General features: G+C 39.0%; 20 protein-coding genes. All 20 read right to left on the reverse strand.

What is annotated here, in order from left to right; translation table 11 throughout:
- Window positions 1–3 precede the first annotated feature (3 nt).
- A complete protein-coding gene (locus AC6UD4_RS05300; protein ID WP_500694561.1) occupies window positions 4–1,239 on the reverse strand; it encodes a baseplate J/gp47 family protein in 1,236 nt (411 codons plus the stop codon).
- Window positions 1,239–1,613, reverse strand: a complete 375-nt coding sequence (locus tag AC6UD4_RS05305; protein ID WP_500709639.1) for a contractile injection system sheath initiator — start codon at window positions 1,611–1,613, stop codon at window positions 1,239–1,241. The genes AC6UD4_RS05300 and AC6UD4_RS05305 overlap by 1 nt, the downstream gene beginning before the upstream one ends.
- Entirely contained in the window at window positions 1,610–2,005 is a 396-nt protein-coding gene (locus AC6UD4_RS05310) for a hypothetical protein (protein WP_500694559.1), read from the reverse strand. The genes AC6UD4_RS05305 and AC6UD4_RS05310 overlap by 4 nt, the downstream gene beginning before the upstream one ends.
- Complete coding sequence (locus AC6UD4_RS05315) at window positions 1,998–2,912, reverse strand: hypothetical protein (RefSeq protein WP_500694558.1); 915 nt, start codon at window positions 2,910–2,912, stop codon at window positions 1,998–2,000. Before AC6UD4_RS05315 ends, AC6UD4_RS05310 begins: the two co-directional genes overlap by 8 nt.
- Entirely contained in the window at window positions 2,909–3,244 is a 336-nt protein-coding gene (locus AC6UD4_RS05320; RefSeq protein WP_500694557.1) for a phage baseplate plug family protein, read from the reverse strand. Before AC6UD4_RS05320 ends, AC6UD4_RS05315 begins: the two co-directional genes overlap by 4 nt.
- On the reverse strand, window positions 3,244–4,197 hold the full coding sequence (locus tag AC6UD4_RS05325; RefSeq protein ID WP_500694556.1) for a hypothetical protein: 954 nt from the start codon (window positions 4,195–4,197) through the stop codon (window positions 3,244–3,246). The genes AC6UD4_RS05320 and AC6UD4_RS05325 overlap by 1 nt, the downstream gene beginning before the upstream one ends.
- Window positions 4,197–8,504: a tape measure protein gene (locus tag AC6UD4_RS05330; RefSeq protein ID WP_500694555.1), complete on the reverse strand. Its 4,308-nt coding sequence runs from the start codon at window positions 8,502–8,504 to the stop codon at window positions 4,197–4,199. Before AC6UD4_RS05330 ends, AC6UD4_RS05325 begins: the two co-directional genes overlap by 1 nt.
- Before the next feature lie 17 nt (window positions 8,505–8,521).
- Window positions 8,522–8,737 carry a hypothetical protein gene (locus AC6UD4_RS05335; protein ID WP_500694554.1) on the reverse strand — a complete coding sequence of 72 codons (216 nt, stop codon included), beginning with the start codon at window positions 8,735–8,737 and terminating at the stop codon, window positions 8,522–8,524.
- Window positions 8,738–8,783: 46 nt separating this feature from the next.
- The gene (locus tag AC6UD4_RS05340; protein ID WP_500694553.1) at window positions 8,784–9,425 is read right to left on the reverse strand and encodes a hypothetical protein; all 642 of its coding nucleotides are present in this window, start codon (window positions 9,423–9,425) and stop codon (window positions 8,784–8,786) included.
- Between the two features lie 76 nt (window positions 9,426–9,501).
- Window positions 9,502–9,987 (reverse strand): hypothetical protein, encoded by a 486-nt coding sequence (locus tag AC6UD4_RS05345; RefSeq protein WP_500694552.1) that lies wholly within the window; start codon window positions 9,985–9,987, stop codon window positions 9,502–9,504.
- 17 nt (window positions 9,988–10,004) lie between these two features.
- The gene (locus tag AC6UD4_RS05350; protein ID WP_500694551.1) at window positions 10,005–11,123 is read right to left on the reverse strand and encodes a hypothetical protein; all 1,119 of its coding nucleotides are present in this window, start codon (window positions 11,121–11,123) and stop codon (window positions 10,005–10,007) included.
- Between the two features lie 21 nt (window positions 11,124–11,144).
- Entirely contained in the window at window positions 11,145–11,588 is a 444-nt protein-coding gene (locus AC6UD4_RS05355; protein ID WP_500694550.1) for a phage neck terminator protein, read from the reverse strand.
- Window positions 11,572–11,916, reverse strand: coding sequence for a hypothetical protein (locus tag AC6UD4_RS05360; protein WP_500694549.1), 345 nt, complete (start codon window positions 11,914–11,916; stop codon window positions 11,572–11,574). Before AC6UD4_RS05360 ends, AC6UD4_RS05355 begins: the two co-directional genes overlap by 17 nt.
- Window positions 11,917–12,540 (reverse strand): hypothetical protein, encoded by a 624-nt coding sequence (locus AC6UD4_RS05365; protein WP_500694548.1) that lies wholly within the window; start codon window positions 12,538–12,540, stop codon window positions 11,917–11,919. It abuts the gene before it with no gap.
- 4 nt (window positions 12,541–12,544) lie between these two features.
- Entirely contained in the window at window positions 12,545–12,886 is a 342-nt protein-coding gene (locus AC6UD4_RS05370) for a hypothetical protein (protein ID WP_500694547.1), read from the reverse strand.
- A 13-nt stretch (window positions 12,887–12,899) separates the two neighbouring features.
- Window positions 12,900–13,979 carry a phage capsid protein gene (locus AC6UD4_RS05375; protein ID WP_500694546.1) on the reverse strand — a complete coding sequence of 360 codons (1,080 nt, stop codon included), beginning with the start codon at window positions 13,977–13,979 and terminating at the stop codon, window positions 12,900–12,902.
- Window positions 13,979–14,575, reverse strand: a complete 597-nt coding sequence (locus AC6UD4_RS05380) for a capsid assembly scaffolding protein Gp46 family protein (RefSeq protein WP_500694544.1) — start codon at window positions 14,573–14,575, stop codon at window positions 13,979–13,981. The genes AC6UD4_RS05375 and AC6UD4_RS05380 overlap by 1 nt, the downstream gene beginning before the upstream one ends.
- A 149-nt stretch (window positions 14,576–14,724) precedes the next feature.
- Window positions 14,725–14,940: a hypothetical protein gene (locus AC6UD4_RS05385; protein WP_500694543.1), complete on the reverse strand. Its 216-nt coding sequence runs from the start codon at window positions 14,938–14,940 to the stop codon at window positions 14,725–14,727.
- Window positions 14,941–14,953: 13 nt separating this feature from the next.
- A complete protein-coding gene (locus AC6UD4_RS05390) occupies window positions 14,954–15,874 on the reverse strand; it encodes a structural protein (protein ID WP_500694542.1) in 921 nt (306 codons plus the stop codon).
- Between the two features lie 13 nt (window positions 15,875–15,887).
- Window positions 15,888–17,630, reverse strand: a complete 1,743-nt coding sequence (locus tag AC6UD4_RS05395) for a phage portal protein (protein ID WP_500694541.1) — start codon at window positions 17,628–17,630, stop codon at window positions 15,888–15,890.
- Window position 17,631: the final 1 nt, after the last annotated feature.

Here is a 17,631-nt window from a genome sequence, read left to right on the forward strand (position 1 = left end):
AGGTTATGCCTCCTTTGTACTAATCGTGATTAAATCACGACTACATACTGGAAGTTCAAACTCATCAACTGAAATATCTTTCTGTTGGTAATTGTCGTTAGTCAAGCTAATTCCAATGGATACGTTGTTAATTCCTGGAACAGACCAAGCTGGTGCAAATAATCTAGAGTATAAAACTTCAGAACCCATTGTTAATCCGTTAAAGTAGGCTAAAATATTACTTTTAATGGTGTCTAACGAAGTATTTGGATTGAACTGGGTATCATCAACTTCAAGGTCAATCTTGACGTGAATATTAACTGCCTTTGCACGGTCGAATTTAATTTCAACTGGTTTGTTGGCAACGTCTTTAACAATTTCACTACGCTTACCAATTGTGGTAGCAACTGGTGTTAAGTGGTCAAAGTATGTTTCGGCAATCTCCCCATCGTCTCCACCAATTACATATAAATGGCAAGACTTAGCAGGGTTACCATAACTATCAGTCGACATAGTGTTATTAGCAATCAACCTAGCGTCTGAAACACCTGCAATGTTTTTGATAGCCGTTTCAATACCGTTCTTAGTTTCGCTAGGTCGATGCATATTGTTAACCAATAGTCTATTTCTTAATTGGTCATCAGTTTCAGCGTCAGTACCACCGTAAGCAGCTTCTGGATTAGTCACATTGAAGAAGCCTGCAACAATGTTTTCAGCATGTGTAATTGTGTTAGCGACCACATTTTCGTTGTACCCGGCATGCACTGATTTAGCTGGCGCAATACCACGACTAAGTGCATTCCCATACTCATCAACTAATGGCTTTTCCTGACCCGTAGAATCCTTATAATTACTAGGCTCGTTTAATTCCAAGTCGTTAATAGTTAGGAAGACATGACCGTCTGCCGTTCCAAATTGTGTTCCGGCAGGAATAATGGTTGGATTATTTTGGTCAACGTATCCATCAATTTGTAAATCAACATCAGCTTCCGTTGGCAACTTTCGGTAAATACCTAAATCAGTTCCGTGGTCTTCCAGGTTTTTACCACTAGCTGATTGAATAAACGTATTTTTATAAATTGCTTGGCCAAGTTGTTCATTACGACTTTGAATGATTGACAGAATACCAGATAACAAACCCTCAATCTGTCCGTCAGACAAGTCAATGTCATCACCAAAGTATTTAATAAACAGATTATTAATATCTTGCCTAATTTCTTTTAATCCTGAAACTTGATAGCCATTTTCATTAAGTGGCATTACTGATCACCTCCGATAACTTGTAAAATCACTGAACTTTCGTTGTGTAAGTTCACAGTGATTTGTAGATTAGTAACTCGATTTTTCTTATCAAAATCTAACGTAGTAACCTTGCATGTCACAAATTTATTCAATGCTCGTTTCAAGTACTCAGTAACCACTGTTTCAATCACATCAGGACGTTTCCCATTTAGAATGATACTGTTTTGGTCAACTCCCTCGGTTCGGTCCCAAATAATTTCGCCGAGATTGGTACCAAGTAATATCTTAATTTTTTGTGCTAAAGCGTCATTATCTTTTACATACTCAAAGGTCCCATTACTGTGACTGAAAACAATATCGTTAGTATTTGGATCGACTTTAATGCTTTTCATGAAATCACACTTTCTATTACTGGGTCCTGAATGCTATGCAAGCGTTGTGACGCCAACTTAAAATTAGTAGCACCGTGCCAGTTATCGTTATCACGATCTAAAAACCCGACCAAAACAATAGCCCCAATCCGCATAAGATTGAGGCTTTCTTTTTCATCTATTACATAAATAGATGCCGGCACAACACAATTGATTAACAAGGCTCTGGTTTGGCCATTAGATTTTAATGGCAATGGTTGAACGTTTGCACGACGGTGGGCAGTATCATAGCCGACCACTCTGCCAATAGTGTGACAGTTGATTTGTGTACCCATAAATTGAGTTAAATCATTCTTGATTAATCCAATCAATTTATTATTAGGGTCTGGCTCTTGTCGAAATGGTTTAGGCATATACTTCCACCTCCATCGTAAATGTTGTATAAGTGTGACTATGCGTGATTGATTTAACTCGTTTAAGTCCCCAGCAGCTGTTGGTTTTGACGTAAACAGGACACCCAGCGTACAAACGTGGGTCATCAAAACCGTCCATTGTATAAGTGTTCCCACCATTATCAGCAGCATTAGCGTTTAACTGAGCGTCTTTTTCAATTGGTCCATAATCAACGGTTCCAATTACGATAGCCGCTGTATAAGGGTCAGGCGCATTAATACTGTCGATGCATAATCCTGTCGGACGGTAATACATCCGTGAGTTGCAATCAATCGCAATATTATTAATCACGTCAATAGGCTTGTCATCAGCGGAATAACCGTTTGGATAAGTTTTGTTATTACCAAGATTGCAAGAAACAATGTTAATTCCAGCATTATTTTTAATAGTATTAATAATCGTCCACGCTGAAGTTCCTGGAGAAAAACTAATATTTTCTTGGACTTCTTTTTCTTTACTACCATTTTTTCCATAAGTCTTGGTTTCTGTGACTTTGAGCTTATCAATGTCAGCATAACTTTGTCCCTCTAAGAAAGTAATTTGCAAAGCATCATCAGCATTACCAGTTTGTGGGACAATCTGGCTAATATTACCTACCGCAATCATTCCATAAATGTTTTGTGGACCAGTGTCAATTTGAACTCGATCGCCAAGAGAAATTGTGTTAACTGCCGTCTTAGTTGGATTGTAGATGGTCACTGTGTTTTGACTGGGTGTATTCTCATCATTGCTAACAACTGAGTAGTCGAACGCAATGTCATGTGCTCCAAAATTAAAATGGGTAACTGAGTCGCCGTTATCATGGTCAATCATGACGTGTGCATCATAGTTAAAATATTCGCCTTGCTGTTTTTCAATTTGTGTCATGACTGGTCCTCCTCTCCGTCAACAACGCACAAGAATACAGTTTCATTTAAATTAGCTGGATTAATGTTAGTCTCTTTGCCACTATCATCTAGTGGAATTAATGGCTCCATTGGTAAAGATGAATTCCAAATTCCACGCCACAATGGTTGGTTCAACACCAATCTTTCTCCGGCATAGATTACATTATTCTGGTCATCTAACAAATCAACTGTATAAAAACGCCCTATCGCATTCCAATTAAATCGAAAGTTATAATTTCCATCTCCCAATTTGATTGTCTGTATATAGGGCATCGAATTTTTATCAATATCAATATATTTTCTTCGCGGCATTATTTAACCCTCACTCTCACACCAATGGGAATAAAGCGATCAGGATAATGGTTCCAATTTCTAAGTGTCTGAATAGCAGTTCCCCACTTTGTCCACATCCACCAATATGTCATACCTCTAGTAACTGTGATGTAAACACCAGGTGACGGTTTATAAGGTGGTTTTGGTGGCTGAGGTGGCTTTTTAGTTACCGTTGTTCGTTCGATAGCATGTTTAGCACTTAAAAATGAAATCTGAAGCTCCATTGATTTAACCGTTGGATTATTCATAGACCGACCAACAGAAGTGAAGTAAACGTTTGGTAAATAGCTAAATCCATCAAGCGTTAGTTCAACTCCCATTTGCTGCCAAGTTAGAAGCTGTTGGTATTTGTGTACCATCGTTTCATATGTGTCACCATAAATAATGTAACTGGCTGTCGTAGTCTTATCAGAATTAATACTATAATTAATCCTTGGCTCTAATCCAGGTGTTGGATAGGTTGCATTGGACGAGTTAACCGTTTCAGATGGTGAAGACTCAACTAGCATAATTACAGCAGTTTCAGACATATCAGAACGATAAATAGCAGTCAGACCTCGGTTAGCATGATTTTTTCGGGCGTCATCAATGAAAGCATGGATGTTATCAGAATTACTACGATTGGATTGAACCTCATACTGTCTTTTATGAATAATGGTATCGTACAGTTCTTGCTTTTCTTTAGCTTCGTCTTTACGATTAGACAGACTCTTTTCAAGCTTTTGTGCGTTATTCAATTCAGATTCTAGCTTTGCTTGTTTCAGCAATGCTTTAGTATCGTCATCAGAAGTATTTGGTTTCGGCTCACGCTTCAGTTCAGCAATTCTATTTTTAATTTCAGCTTCACGTTCTGCATAGTATTTAAGCTGGTCATTTGCTGACTTCTCTTTTTCAGCAATCTCTTTATTACTAAACGCATCAGTTATTGCCATTAGATAGCACCTCCAATCACATTACGGAATTTCTTGGCCAAATCATCGTCTCGTTGATCAAGAATCTGCTGCAGCTTAGAAAGTCCCTTTTCGTCAGCGTTTTGAACATTAATGGTTGTACGGTTATCAATCTTAACGTTGTCATTTTTCTTGCTATTTCTAACAAGTGACTTACTCGACTCATGGTCAATAACAGTTCCACCAGTATCCGGTTTAAACAGTTCTGGACCACGTTCACCAACAACCGATAATTCATCTTTGCTAACATGGCCACCATTAGCATAACCATGGCCATTTCCTAATGCTCCAAGTCCACTACCATAACGGCTCTTGGCATAGTTCAATCCAGCTAGAATGTTATCGAAACCATTCATAATGTTTCCGTGTCCCGGTAATTTGAATGCATTAAATGTTGGTGGAATAACTTGCATTAGTCCACGAGCCAAGTTACCAGTTCTATTATTAATATCTCCAATAGCACCTTGAACTGCATTTGGATTTCCAGAAGATTCAGTTGCAATCTGACGTAAAACTTTGTTAACCATTCCATCGTCGCTAGATAAATGAAGAATCTTCAATGCTTGTTTTACATAGTCTCTCCAACGTTGTACGCCAGAGCCACCTGGATTACCTTTGCTTCCGCCGGCATCCCCATAATCGCTGAACAATTCTTTAATCCATTTCATTGCACCTTTAGCAATTGTTCCTGGAAAATGACTAACTGATTCTTTTACTAAATTAACGTTAGACTTGATACCAAGACCACCAACAAATTTATCAAAGACTACATTCATAAATCCCGCTGGGTCTTTCATAATCTTTTCAGACATATCAACCAAGTCGGCACCTTTGTCCCAAATACCTTTAAATGCGCCGGTTACAACTTTCGTAGCTTTTCCGGCGGCACTTTCGGCACCTTTAACAACATTTCCAACTACTTTACCAATCCCACCTTTATAAGATGGAATATTGAGTCTTGATAGCATCTTAGCAGTCTTATTTCCATCAAGAACGCTGGTTCCCTTTGGCAAAAGAACATGTAGATTACGTTGCGCTGGGAAAATACCAACCTTTCCATTTGGAAGTTGGTACATTTCTCGATAGTTTGATCCAGGACCATCGTTTACCTTAGCTGGTCCACCTGGATGTGTGTCATTGGTACCAGTTGCATAAGACGGCTCTGGAATCTTCCATTGGCCTTTAATCTTATCAGCACCAACTTTATCCAGAACCCAGTTAATACCGTCGTGCAATCCACCTAACATTTTGTTGAATGGATCGATAACTCCTCGAGCAATACCAACAACCGCATGATGAATACCACCCACTGCATTTTTGACAGTATTCTCAATTCCTCTCCACATGTTGTTCCACTTATCAGAAACCCAGCCAGTGGCTTTACCCCAAACACCTTTAATGTCGTCCCAAAGTTCACGGACACCATTTTTAACGTTGTTCCAGGCGTTTTTAAATAAGCCAACAATTTTGCCAAGTCGTCCACCGGTTAAATCGTTGACCCAGTCAAATCCCATTCTGAAAAGGTCTTTAATACCATTCCACATGTTGGACACAATGTTTTTAACATCTCCACCAAGTTTATTCCAGTGTCCATGAATCAAATCAGCACCGGCCTTAGTAATTGAGGAATTTAGTTTAACGCCATCTTGAGATATCTTATTAGCGTCGTTCCACATGTTTTGGAATTGTTTAGGAGTGTTTTTTCGTAACCAACCAACGGCTTTATTAACACCATCATTTAGCTCATTCATATATTTTTGAGCAGTTTTCGGTGCATCTTTAAATGAATTACCGATGTCTGATCCAATATTCTTGGCACCTTTTTTAAGGCCATTCCAAAGATTATTGAACCATTTTGTTAATCCACTCCATCCCTTTTGAATCAAGCTAACTCCAACGTTAAAGCCCTTGCTAACTAGTTGGCCCTCTAACTTGGCTGGTTTAGTTAGGTTTTTCCAAAACTTACTAAAGAATTTTGTTAAACCGTTCCAACCTTTTTTAATTAGGTCAACTCCAACGTTGAATGCCTTACTAATAACTTTTCCTTCAAGCTTGGCAGGTAAAGAAATTACTTTCCAAAATTTTCCAAACCATTTAGAAAGACCATTCCAAGAGTTTTGAATTAATTTAATTCCACTGTTAAATCCTTTAGCAATATTTTTACCAACATTACCTACAGATTTACCAATGTTTCCAAACCATTTGCCAAGTCCTTTAAAGAACTCTCCAACACTTTTGGTTGCTTGACCAATCCATTTTCCTAAACTGCCAAAGAATTTCCCAAGGTCTTTACCAATTGTATTCACAAAATCTCTGAACGGCTTACAGTGCTTATAAAGTTCAATCAGTCCAAAGGTGATTGCAGAAATAGCTAAGACAATTAACCCAATAGGGTTCATATCCATAGCAATATTTAAGGCTATTTGAGCTCCTTGAACTATTTTAAGAGCAGCACTCCATGCCATTAAAGCTCCTTTAACAGCAACAATTGGCATTACAATTCCACCAATAGCAGCTCCGATTGCCTTTATGGCATTCTTATGTCCTGCCATTGTCTTAAGAGCATCAGCAACCATTTTAATTGGATCAATAGACTTCTTAGAGTTTCCAAATAAATCTCTAAATCCTTTGCTAATAACATCAAGAACCATTTTGAATGAATCCCAAACACCATTAGCAAGTAATCCCACAATTTTAGTCAAACTACCAATAATGGAAATGATTGAACCCATACTGCCAGACATCACTTTAATTAATGCAGCAGTTGCATTAGCAATTTTGCCAATTGCAGCACCTAATTGTGCTGCAGCATTTTGTGTAGCCTTATTATCCAAAACTTTGCTTAGATTACTTAAACCAGTACTTGAAACTTCAACAAGTGGTTTCATAAGTGCTTTACGCGTATCAGCAAAAGATGTTTGGATGTGATGCATCGAACCCTCAGTCGTACTATTAAATTCTTTAGAGCTTTTACCAAACTGTCCGGAAGCCTTAGCAAGTATGTCGTTAAATTGGCTACTGGTCATCTTGCCAGAATCAAGTAACTTCTTAAATGAATCCTGGCTCATTCCACTTGCTCTTTGCAAAGCAGAACTCATGCCTGGTGCAGCTTTTTCAACACGTCCTAACGATTGACTAGTGACTTTCCCACTACTTTCAATACGGTTTAATCCACCAGCAAACGCATCTGATTGTTGACCACTTAAATGCAACTGATTAGACAATGTAGCAACACCTTTTGTTAATGCTTGTGTCTGCTTAACATTGCCAGTCATTCCATAAAATTTTTGCGTTAATGCAGTAACAGCTCCACCGGATAAATTAGAATTCTCTTTAATTTGTTTGATAGAGTTTCCTAATTCATCAACACCTTTTTTGTTAACTCCCATGTTCCGGAACTTAGCACCAAAGCTTTCTGCTGCTAGTGCGTCTTCATAACCAGCCTTAGCTTGATTAGTAATACTTCCAGTAATTGCATTAATTCCATTAGTGACCACACCACCAACAAATCCACCGACTAAAGCGTCTTTTAGCTTTCCAACTTTGCCATTAGACTCTTCACTGGCATCTCCCATTTTTCTAGCAGATTCATTAAATTTATTCATGTTAGGATCAGAACCAGAAGCAGCTTTTCCAAGTTGTTCCGTTGATTCTTTAATCTTATTAATCTTAGGGCTAGCTTCATCTTTAGCAGTGAAATTAATTGGATTTGGTTTTTTTAACTTTTCAATTTCAGTCGATACATAATGAACTTTTGGAGATACCTGATCATTGGCTGTAAATTCAATTGGATTAGGCTTTCTCATCTTGCTCATTTCGCTTGAAACGTAATGAACCTTAGGGCTGACTTCATCGTGTGCCGTTAGATTGATCGGTTTAGGTGTTTCAACCTTTTTCAAGGATTCGTAGACGCCATTAACCTTTCCTTTAACTTCAGATAAAGCAGAGTCGTTTTTATGCAATTCACTAGAAAAGTTAGCCGTCTTACTAAATGCCAATGATTTTTCACGTAGTCCGGAATAGTCAACACCAAGTGCTTTGATACCATTACCAGCTTCACTGTTAGCTGTCTTTAATGATTCCATTGAGCCTTTAATCTCATTGACGCTATTCTTGCCGGAACTTCCAAATGAACTGAAATTAGTACCTAAACCAGTAATCTGATGAGAAACAGCTTCGAAATCACTCTTAATGTTTTGGATCATCTGAGTAACCTTTTCAAGTTGCTCAAATCCGTTCATATGCAGATTGAAATTAAAGCCGGCACTTTGACTTGAAGAGTTTGCCATAGTTTAACCTCCTTTCCTTAGTGTTGTTCGTTTCGAGCTTTCGCAATTTCATTCATTCCCTTTAACATTCCGTTTTCGGTAGCGTCACTCATTAACTCGTAATAATCTTTCTTGATGGCGTTCGCCTTATGAATGCTATCAACTAACTTACCCGGTGTTTGGTTGAGTAATTCTTCTTCACTCACCCCTAACCAATAACTGGCGATCAACGCTCCACGAGTTTTGTCGAGCATTTTATCGACCTTTTTCTGGTCAACTTCATCATCGTTATTGAGGTATTTAGTTATTGCTGAATTGTATTGAGTCCGTAAGAAACGTCGTAGCGGTGTTTAATTTTTCCATCAAACCGTTGTAGTTGGTTAGGTCTGCTAAAAAGTTCATAGCTTCTTGATAGACCTGAAAAACTAAACCATCGTATTGTTCACCCGGGTCAAAGTCAGTTTCCTTAACGTAGTGACGGTCAGGAGTACGTACAACTTCATCAAGTAACACTGGCAAAGTATTAGCTAAGTTCATTCCACCACGGTTATTTGAAGTTCCGGACAAGATACCAAACGTCTTTTCGTATCCAGGGAATCTCAACAAGAATTTAAGTTCTTTTCCGTCACGATTCTTAACTGTGATAGTCTTTTGCTTCTTTGTTGCTGGTAAATCTTCATCCAGAGTTTCATAGGTCATCTTAGGAGAAACAATGACATTATTCATAACTAAGAAAAACGCTTTAGCTAAGTCAGAGAAGTCATCGTTGCGTTGCAAAGCGTCCATAACTTGCATAGTTACCAAAGTTGAAGGACGCTCAAGCGTGATTGACTCCGTTTTGTCCTTACCTTTTTCATCTTTGAAAGTTACCTGCTTCTTAATTTGAGCGTCAAATAATGCGGTAAGTTCTGTGTTGTTATCAGTCTTTTTACTGGTAGTCATAGGTAAAAATCTCCTTTATATAAAAAAAGGGCTATGCACTTCTGCATAGCTCTTTAAAGTGTTTGAGTTGAATTTTTTAGTTAAACATTTGGTCTGGCAAAGCACTGTTATCAACTAAGTTACCAGAGTGAATAGAAACAGCCATAGTACTGTCAGTATTCTGGATAGGAATAGTTGGTCTAGTATCAATGTTTGAACCTTCAAGTGTAACTGACACATGGTTTGAATTATCCTCATAGATTAAATCAAAGGTAGTGTCGTCATCTGGACCACTTTCTAATTGTGATAAGAACAATGCGTTAAAGAACTTAGCGTCATCAGAACCAGTGATTAAGTTTAAAGTGGTTTTATATGAATTATCAGCACTTTCCATCATGTGCATATCGCCATGAAAGCCCGAAGTATAAGTATACTTAGCAGCATTTGGTGCGATTGAACCAGCAGTACCATTTTTCATGTCGGTAATTTCTCGAATCTTACCGTTCTTTCTTACATAAACATGTTGAAAACGGCTAGAGAGAATATTAATCTCTCCGCCGTTACTCATAGTTGTTTTAGGCATTTTCTATTTCCTCCTTTTTAAACGATTACGTTGACATTGGCATTAATGTCTTGAACGTCGTTGGCCACTTCAAAATCAAAACCAAACTTACTGAATGTTCTTTCGTTAACTAACTTCGTTGGAACTTGTGAGATTGGAGTTGAAGTAACTGTGATTGGTGCAACCAAAATGCCACTTGCCACGTAGTCTTTGCTAACACCATCAATTAACTTGATGATCATTGAAACTGTGTCTTCGTCGTACTTAGGCCACTTTTGACCGTTTAAGTACTGTTGGATTACGAACTTGATTGAGTCAGTTACCATGTTTACGTGGACGAATTGGTCAATATAATTTCCGGCAAGTGCTTTACCAGAATTGGACATGTCCCAATCAGCTTTATTAACAACAACTGAACCGTTAGCTTTTTCAATTGCTTCGTAGTCAGCTTCAGTGAAGTCAGCGTCTGGTTCCATTTGAGTTAAATTGCCAATGTGGCCAAAGTCAGTTGGAGCATTAATTGAGGCATAAGCAATCATTTGAACAGCTGGGTGTCGGTCAGAAGTTTCGACAATGGCACCAGTGTTCCCTTGTTTTTCTTTAGAATCAGATTGGTAACTTTGAACATGTGAGCTTAATTTTTGTAAGTCAGAAATGCTCTTAACTTGTGCATACAATGCAACACGTTGGTTGTCGTACAAGAAGTCTGATAGAGTTTCTAAGTCACTTTCTGGGACAGTATTGTCTGCAGTGATGTAGTAGAAACCGTCAAAGATGTGTTGACCAACTGCTTGCACGATTGGTGCAGATGTATCTACTGGTTTTGATTCGTCAGAACTACCACTTCCACTAGTAGTTACATCTGATTGAATTAGTTGAGTGTTTGAATTTGGAACATAAGTTGAACCGTATTCAATAACTTCAATGGTTTCGTTGAAGTTTGGAACTTCCATAGCTGCCTTAGCGTTGGCATAGACTTCTGTGTTTTCTGGGTAGTCTTCTGCAAGGTCGTCAATCGTGGCATAGGTCTTTGCTTTATTAGTTGAACCTTTAGTCAGAATTGCGATTGCTGGCTTACCAGTTCCCTTAACCAGTTGCTGAATTGAAACGGTCAAGTGAACATTTGATGGGCGTTTAATAATATCGTTTACTGCCATCTGTAAAATCTCCTTTTTAATTTAGTTATTTGTGTCATCTTGAAAATCAGGTTGGATCATAAAAGTCATGGTTAAGCCGTTCGAATACTGCCAGTCGATATTGAAGTAAACATCGGTATTAACCATGTCTTCGACTGTTTCGAGCGCTACGCCATGACTTAGTAATTCATTTGCTGGTTTTGCCAAATAAAAAAGACGCCTGATCCAATCAGCCATCCCTAATGATTCTGTCTTTGCGTCAGATACACATTTAAGCTGGTAGACCAGTTCAAATGGTTTTGACATGTAATCGTTAAAGTACATCTGTTTATGCGCCACAACGGGGCTATACGTGATGTATGGATAGCTTGGTTGGTCACCCGTTCTTTCTTCCGGAACAAAAGGGACGTCAGGTTCATATTTATGAATGACGTCTCCTAATAACTCTTCAAATTGTTGATAAATATTTTTAGAAATGAGAGTCACCGCCTCTCCTACGTTCGTTGTTAAACTTCAGCGAATAGATGTTGAGCCCGCCGGCTAAGTCCTGAGCAATACCTATCACTGTGTAGCGTTTTCCGCTATCAATCGTGACGTGGTCGCCTTTTTGAACGTCATTTAACTTGCTTACCCAGTACATGCTTCCAACTTCTAGCTCTCCACCAGTGATGGATTGAAAGTTGATGTTTGGATTACTTTGGTTAACTAAAGGTTCATTCACTTCAATGTCTGAACCATTTGCTCGTTCAACTTTAAGATGTTGAGCCAACATGTTCATGTTGAAAGCAAAGTTATTAAAGTTATGAAATTTCATCTACACCTCTCCTTTACTTCCAACTACATAAGTGATTGACCGGTAGAGTTTCCCTGAACTCATTAACGGATCATCGAAACCTTTGTTAGCTTGTGTTAATGGTGCGTTTTTTGGCGATTTGAAATCCAAGATAGTTTTTTGTAAGTCTTTAACCACTTGAACTCCAAGTCGGCGAAAGACTTCGTGTGGGTCAATCTCATCTTGATACATGAGATAGATAAGGTCTCGTAAGTCTTCATTCCACTTATCAATGTTCAAAGTGAAACAGTTTCTTAAAAATGGTCGAGCTGGAATCGTCACGGACTTCCTGAGAATGAACATCACACGAATTCCATTCGATTGACTCTTATCTTTAATGGCCAGAACGTTCTTGCCTTTTGGCTTGAACAGACCATCAATGTCTCGTGGCGACTTGCCAACCGTTTCTTTAGTTGGAATGCATAACCACTTGCCACCTTTAGGACTGATTGTCTTACCTTGCTCATTGACTAAAGCAATCATGGTCAAGTAACCATCATCACGTGGAACACCAACATACAGCTGATAGCCATTGAGCTTGTCTGCATTCTCACGAAACTTATTGAGTTGATTGATTGCTTCTTGTGGTGTTACTTCGTCTGCCATAGCATTACTCCGTTGTCACAGAACCAAGACTGCCACCTGATCCAAACTGATTAACAATTTGTTCATAGTGTTGTAAGTAAGGATCGTTTTGTGTGTGATCAGCAATAGTCTGTGAGTTACCGAGTGTAGCAGCAGATGTAACACCTCCAGAGCCCATGAACATATTGACGTAGATTAAATGGCGAGTTAGCCAAGTGGTAGCAGTCTTTAACATGTCATCACTGACACCATCATAAATAGCTATCTTATTAGCTTCACTAACCAGCTCATTGAACACAGCGTCAGATATATCATCAGCACAATCCATTAATCCAGTTACTTCTTCTTTACTTGGCAGGTCTGCCATTTAAATCACATCCCTACTTGCTTGAGCCTGAAGTTGGAGTTGACTTTGGTGCATCTGGTAGTGCAGTAGTGTTAACACCGGGAACAATTAAATCAGTACCAATCTTGAAACCGTACTTAACAATTTGAATGTTACGTGGATCACCCTTAGTATTTCTGGTCTTACCAGCAACTTTGTACAATGGAAGAGTTCCCTTGTTGAAGTCGTCACGGTATCCAACGTATCCATTGCTAAGCTGTTGGGTATCAATTGAAGTTCCACCAATATGCATGGTTGAAATTCTCTTTTGAATCAACTCTTGGCTACCACCAGATTTGTTTTCGTCTCTAACAATTTTATTTCCATTAATTGGAGTAGCTGTTGAGTACTTGATTGCTCCATTACCAAAGACGATTGCATAGGTTTTACCCTTGTCATCTACTGGTAGTGAGTCGTCTTGGATAATTTGCATACCGTTATAAGTAGCAATGGCAGCTCCGCCAACGCTTGGTTGAATGAATTCAATTAAGTTTTGTCGTCTCATTTCTCCGTATGCAGCTGAGTTAACAACAACTTTGCTAAGAGTGTTGCTGGCAGCATCTCCCATACGTGAAAGAGCAGCAATGAAGTCTTTTGGTGATAAGTCTTTTTCGTTACCAACATTGAATGATTTGGCAGTAGCAATGTCTTGGTTCAAGAATGCAATATCAACCAATTTAATTAATCTGCCTTCATCAATTCGACTCCAGTAATTAGCAAATTGTGTTGCATATTGATCCCAAACTGGAGCACCTGAAACAAATTGTGAGTAGTCACTTACTGCGTATGCTTTTACGTCAGCAAGTTTTACTTCTTCTTCTTTACCTGAATCAATAGAATCAGTCTTGATGTCGGTACTATCATTCCACTCTTGTGGATCACCGCCTAAGTCTCCTAATGTTGGAATGGTAATTCCCAATCCAGGAGTTAATAGTCGACTTCCTAATGAGTCGTCTGGAGTTAATACACCACTTTGTGCAAAACGGTTTGTTTGTGTTGAAGTTTTTTTGACCCAATTACCAAAAACAACCGGGTCTAGCAAATCTGAAAGTTTAGTTTCTTGTTCAAATGCCATTATTTTTCGCTCTCCTTTTCTAATTTGTTATAAAGTTCAATATCATCGTGTCGAAGTTTTGACTGTTGCATGATGTCCATTTTGTTGAAGTCATCAACGGTCAATCCTTGTGTTTCAATGTGGCCTCCGCCTTGTGGATTGGATTTCCCAGAAGTCTTGTGCTTGATTCCCTCATCAATGCCACTTTGGAAAGTCTTAGCAAACTCTTCCACGTTCTTTTGTCTAGTTGCTTCATCCGTCGATGAAAGGTAGCCGGCAAAACTCTCTGGAATGTTCTTCTCTTTTAAAAGTGCACGGGTTTTAGTCAACGCATCAGCTTTTTCAATTTCAGCTTGCTTTTTAGCGATGCTTTCCTTTTCAGCTTTTAAAGCGTCCAGCTTGTCTTGATAGTCAGCTTTAGCTTTGTCTTCAGCGCTCATTTGTGCCCGTTCTTCACCCTTTTTAAGAGCCTCTTTCCGTGCTTCATCAATCTTGGATTCAAGATCAGATTTCTGTTCTTCCAACTGCTTCGAATACTTGTCTTCATACTCCTTAGCTTTGTTAGACATTGCTTTGTCCATATCAGCCTGTGTGTACTTCTTTTCTTCGTCTGCCATAAGGTTTCCTCCTGCTTTTAAGTCCGTAGACTAGTAAGGTTTTAAGTTTCTCAACTCAGCAAAAAAGCCAGTTCTTTTAGGCCTGCTGACTAAAAAAGGCCATAAAAATAGCACTCAACAAAGTTAAGTGCTAATGATATTTATTTAATTTAATAAGCTACCTCAATTGCAATCAAAGTTAAACATATGGATCCTATTCCAGTACCAATAAACATAGATATGATTAATAATAAATTGCTACGTAGTATAGGCAAAATTCCAACTAAAAGCATTGGCATAAAGCTCATAACCATCGAAACAATAAATGTAACAAAAATTGTATCTACCAATTTTTGCTTACTGATTAATTTACGAATTGTTTTCATATTTAATTACCTCCTAATCAATTGACGTATCACTGGTTAGGTTACCGTCTTTATCACACGGTATTAATTGGCATCGGCAATTTGGGTGTGACATTTCGGGTATGTCAGGTGCCTGTTCAATTGGATATGGGTTGTCGTCTGCCAATCCCTCACAAATCTCACAGACCTTCTCATCTTTTTGTGTTAGCAAATAGACATAGTCAACATCATTGTCTTTGAACGCTGCCATTGCTCCATCAGCATTATTACTTGATGCTTCCGTCCGGAACAATGTTTGAATGCCAGACACCTCTGTGTTGACGGCACTGTTGATGTTTCCCGATTGACGATCAGTTTTCTCACTCATGGTCTTAGTTAAATGTCTCATCTGTGATAAATCCAAACCTGTTTGCAAACTTGAATAAAGAACTTGTGTGGCTTTCGACATCATGGTTTGCGCATGGTTATTAAGTGAATTAAGGAAGTCTTGTTGCGTATGGTCGTTTGGATTCATAGTGTATTCGCTGCCACTGTTCCTCCAACGATAACCCTCAGCGTACTCTTTGTTGAGCTTATCAACTGAATAATCAGCAACATTGTTCGTTGCAACTACAATTCCAGCACCAACTAATGCTCCCATCATGTCACGTTTAGACACTTGCGATTGTGCATACAATGCTCGTAATTGCTTGGTCAGATTATCGTTGTCTGATGAATTAGCCATGAGCGAATTGATAGCGTCGTGGAATTGTTGAACATCCCACGTTGAAACGTCTTTGGATACCTGACCAACTGACAAGTGATTATCGACAGCATAGTGGAAAAAGAAATCATTCAAGTTGCTGGCAACGATTGTCATTGCCTGGGAATAGAAGCCAGCAATCTTATCGGCATTGTTGTTATCCTGCTGAACTAACTTCTCAATTCGCTTTTGTTCTTGTTTGATTGTTGCCAATGATCACACCACCTTAATTGCTTTCCCCACCACTTTGTCCAGTTTTATCTGGGTCTTCTTCCTTTGGTGGCTTAGGATTATCTCCCATGTTCTGTTGGAAGAGATTGTTGTTGATGCCAGCCATTGGATTGTTCTTAGCCTGCTCTTGTTTCTGCTGGTCCATTCGTTCTTGTTCTTGTGATTGAGGAACACCAGTAACTGGATAAGCCATCTCTTGAAGTGTCTGTGTCGATACGACACCTTGAGAAGCCAACGACTGCATAACATTAACGATTGCTTGATTGTTCTTTGGATTGTTTGGAGTAAACGTGATGGTAACGTCGTTAGCGTCCTCATCTTCATTTACGCCAGACTCAGGTTGCATTCCTAAATAGTTAATCAGTAAACGCAACCGGCGATGGATACCACGAGCAAATAGTGAATCGGTAACTTCCATTTCCTGGTCCATTCCAAACAGCTTATACGACATCGCTACACCAGAAGCATTACCAGCAAAGTTAGCGTCAGTTACATTTGGTGTGTTAGTGAACTGCATGATTTCATTAGCAATGTCCGTCCTGTGTTTGTCCCAGTCAGTCACATTCAAGTTCTTAGTGAGATACGTTGCAGTTGTTGGAACCGTCTGTGTGTTTCCAGACGCATCATGGAATTGGTAAGGCTTCATATACATCACGTTTGAGTGAGTATCCAATACCTGTTTTTCCATAATTGGTGTGTTCTTGTTGCCGAGTTTATCTTGAGATTGATTAGTATAGTTACCATTGTTGTCAATATAGACTTGATTACCATTCTCATCCAACATCGGCTCAGCTTTGCCACCTTGATTGCTGATGATACCTGAGATTAATAACTGAGCATTGTTGAAGTCCTCTTGATTGTTGGCCATCCCTGATTCGGATTGGTCGTATTCGTCAATCTTATCAAGCACACGTTCATAAACTCCCATACGCTCTGGGTTGTTATCAAACTCAGTGATAGGAACTTGATGGAAGTATGTGTCTTCCACTTTAGTAAGAGTTAGGTCACCAGTGATATCTTGGCCAGCGTCATAATAGTAAACCTTGTTGTCGGTATAAACTTCAACCTGGAAGTTAATTTGTCCGGCAATTTGAATTTTATAATAACGAACAGCAAAGAGCTCAGTTGGCTCAACATCAGTCGACCAAACCACGAAGCAACTGTTAGGGTCAATCGTTGTCAGATGAACCTCATTCGTTCCCTCTTTAATGAACATTAGTTCATAGGCTCTACCAGTCGTGAACATGTTAATGGCCATCAATCTGTTGTGATAAGGTTCGTTAATCTGACGATTGAATTGAGCAACCGTGTTTAGTAATTCTTCTCCCTCGTCTTCATCGGCGTTGTCATCGTTGCTATCAAATCCATATTTGATTGGATTACCAAACTGATGTCCGATTCGCAAGTTGGTAATGTATGTGGCCCATGGATTAGCAATTCGATTGTCTGATTGGTTCTTGTTGCGCAACTCACCTTGCCAATGATGAATGTTGTTATCGCCATAGTAATAACGTTGCAACTCAAGGATACGATCCAATTGATTTGAGTAATGATCATTGACGTAGTAACGAACTAATGCCAAGAAGTTCTCAGAGCTTGGAGCGTCTTTGACTGCATCCCATGTTGGTTCAGGAATGGAATATTGTACGTTGGCGTTCTGACCAAATCGTGTCCCATCTAAACTGTGTTTCTTTCCAAACACATCTGGTTGTCGCATGGTTCCATTAATATTTGACACG

The sequence above is a fragment of the Fructilactobacillus sp. X3R5C2 genome (assembly GCF_059901175.1).

Bases quoted from the DNA above. Each gene is read 5' to 3' on its own strand.
- AC6UD4_RS05365 (WP_500694548.1), bottom strand. From the start codon at position 12,540: ATGGCAGACGAAGTAACACCACAAGAAGCAATCAATCAACTCAATAAG.
- AC6UD4_RS05345 (WP_500694552.1), bottom strand. From the start codon at position 9,987: ATGCCTAAAACAACTATGAGTAACGGCGGAGAGATTAATATTCTCTCT.
- AC6UD4_RS05325 (WP_500694556.1), bottom strand. From the start codon at position 4,197: ATGGCAATAACTGATGCGTTTAGTAATAAAGAGATTGCTGAAAAAGAG.
- AC6UD4_RS05375 (WP_500694546.1), bottom strand. From the start codon at position 13,979: ATGGCATTTGAACAAGAAACTAAACTTTCAGATTTGCTAGACCCGGTT.
- AC6UD4_RS05320 (WP_500694557.1), bottom strand. From the start codon at position 3,244: ATGCCGCGAAGAAAATATATTGATATTGATAAAAATTCGATGCCCTAT.
- AC6UD4_RS05340 (WP_500694553.1), bottom strand. From the start codon at position 9,425: ATGACTACCAGTAAAAAGACTGATAACAACACAGAACTTACCGCATTA.
- AC6UD4_RS05385 (WP_500694543.1), bottom strand. From the start codon at position 14,940: ATGAAAACAATTCGTAAATTAATCAGTAAGCAAAAATTGGTAGATACA.
- AC6UD4_RS05380 (WP_500694544.1), bottom strand. From the start codon at position 14,575: ATGGCAGACGAAGAAAAGAAGTACACACAGGCTGATATGGACAAAGCA.
- AC6UD4_RS05330 (WP_500694555.1), bottom strand. From the start codon at position 8,504: ATGGCAAACTCTTCAAGTCAAAGTGCCGGCTTTAATTTCAATCTGCAT.
- AC6UD4_RS05370 (WP_500694547.1), bottom strand. From the start codon at position 12,886: ATGGCAGACCTGCCAAGTAAAGAAGAAGTAACTGGATTAATGGATTGT.
- AC6UD4_RS05350 (WP_500694551.1), bottom strand. From the start codon at position 11,123: ATGGCAGTAAACGATATTATTAAACGCCCATCAAATGTTCACTTGACC.
- AC6UD4_RS05335 (WP_500694554.1), bottom strand. From the start codon at position 8,737: ATGCTCGACAAAACTCGTGGAGCGTTGATCGCCAGTTATTGGTTAGGG.
- AC6UD4_RS05310 (WP_500694559.1), bottom strand. From the start codon at position 2,005: ATGCCTAAACCATTTCGACAAGAGCCAGACCCTAATAATAAATTGATT.
- AC6UD4_RS05360 (WP_500694549.1), bottom strand. From the start codon at position 11,916: ATGAAATTTCATAACTTTAATAACTTTGCTTTCAACATGAACATGTTG.
- AC6UD4_RS05315 (WP_500694558.1), bottom strand. From the start codon at position 2,912: ATGACACAAATTGAAAAACAGCAAGGCGAATATTTTAACTATGATGCA.
- AC6UD4_RS05300 (WP_500694561.1), bottom strand. From the start codon at position 1,239: ATGCCACTTAATGAAAATGGCTATCAAGTTTCAGGATTAAAAGAAATT.
- AC6UD4_RS05305 (WP_500709639.1), bottom strand. From the start codon at position 1,613: ATGAAAAGCATTAAAGTCGATCCAAATACTAACGATATTGTTTTCAGT.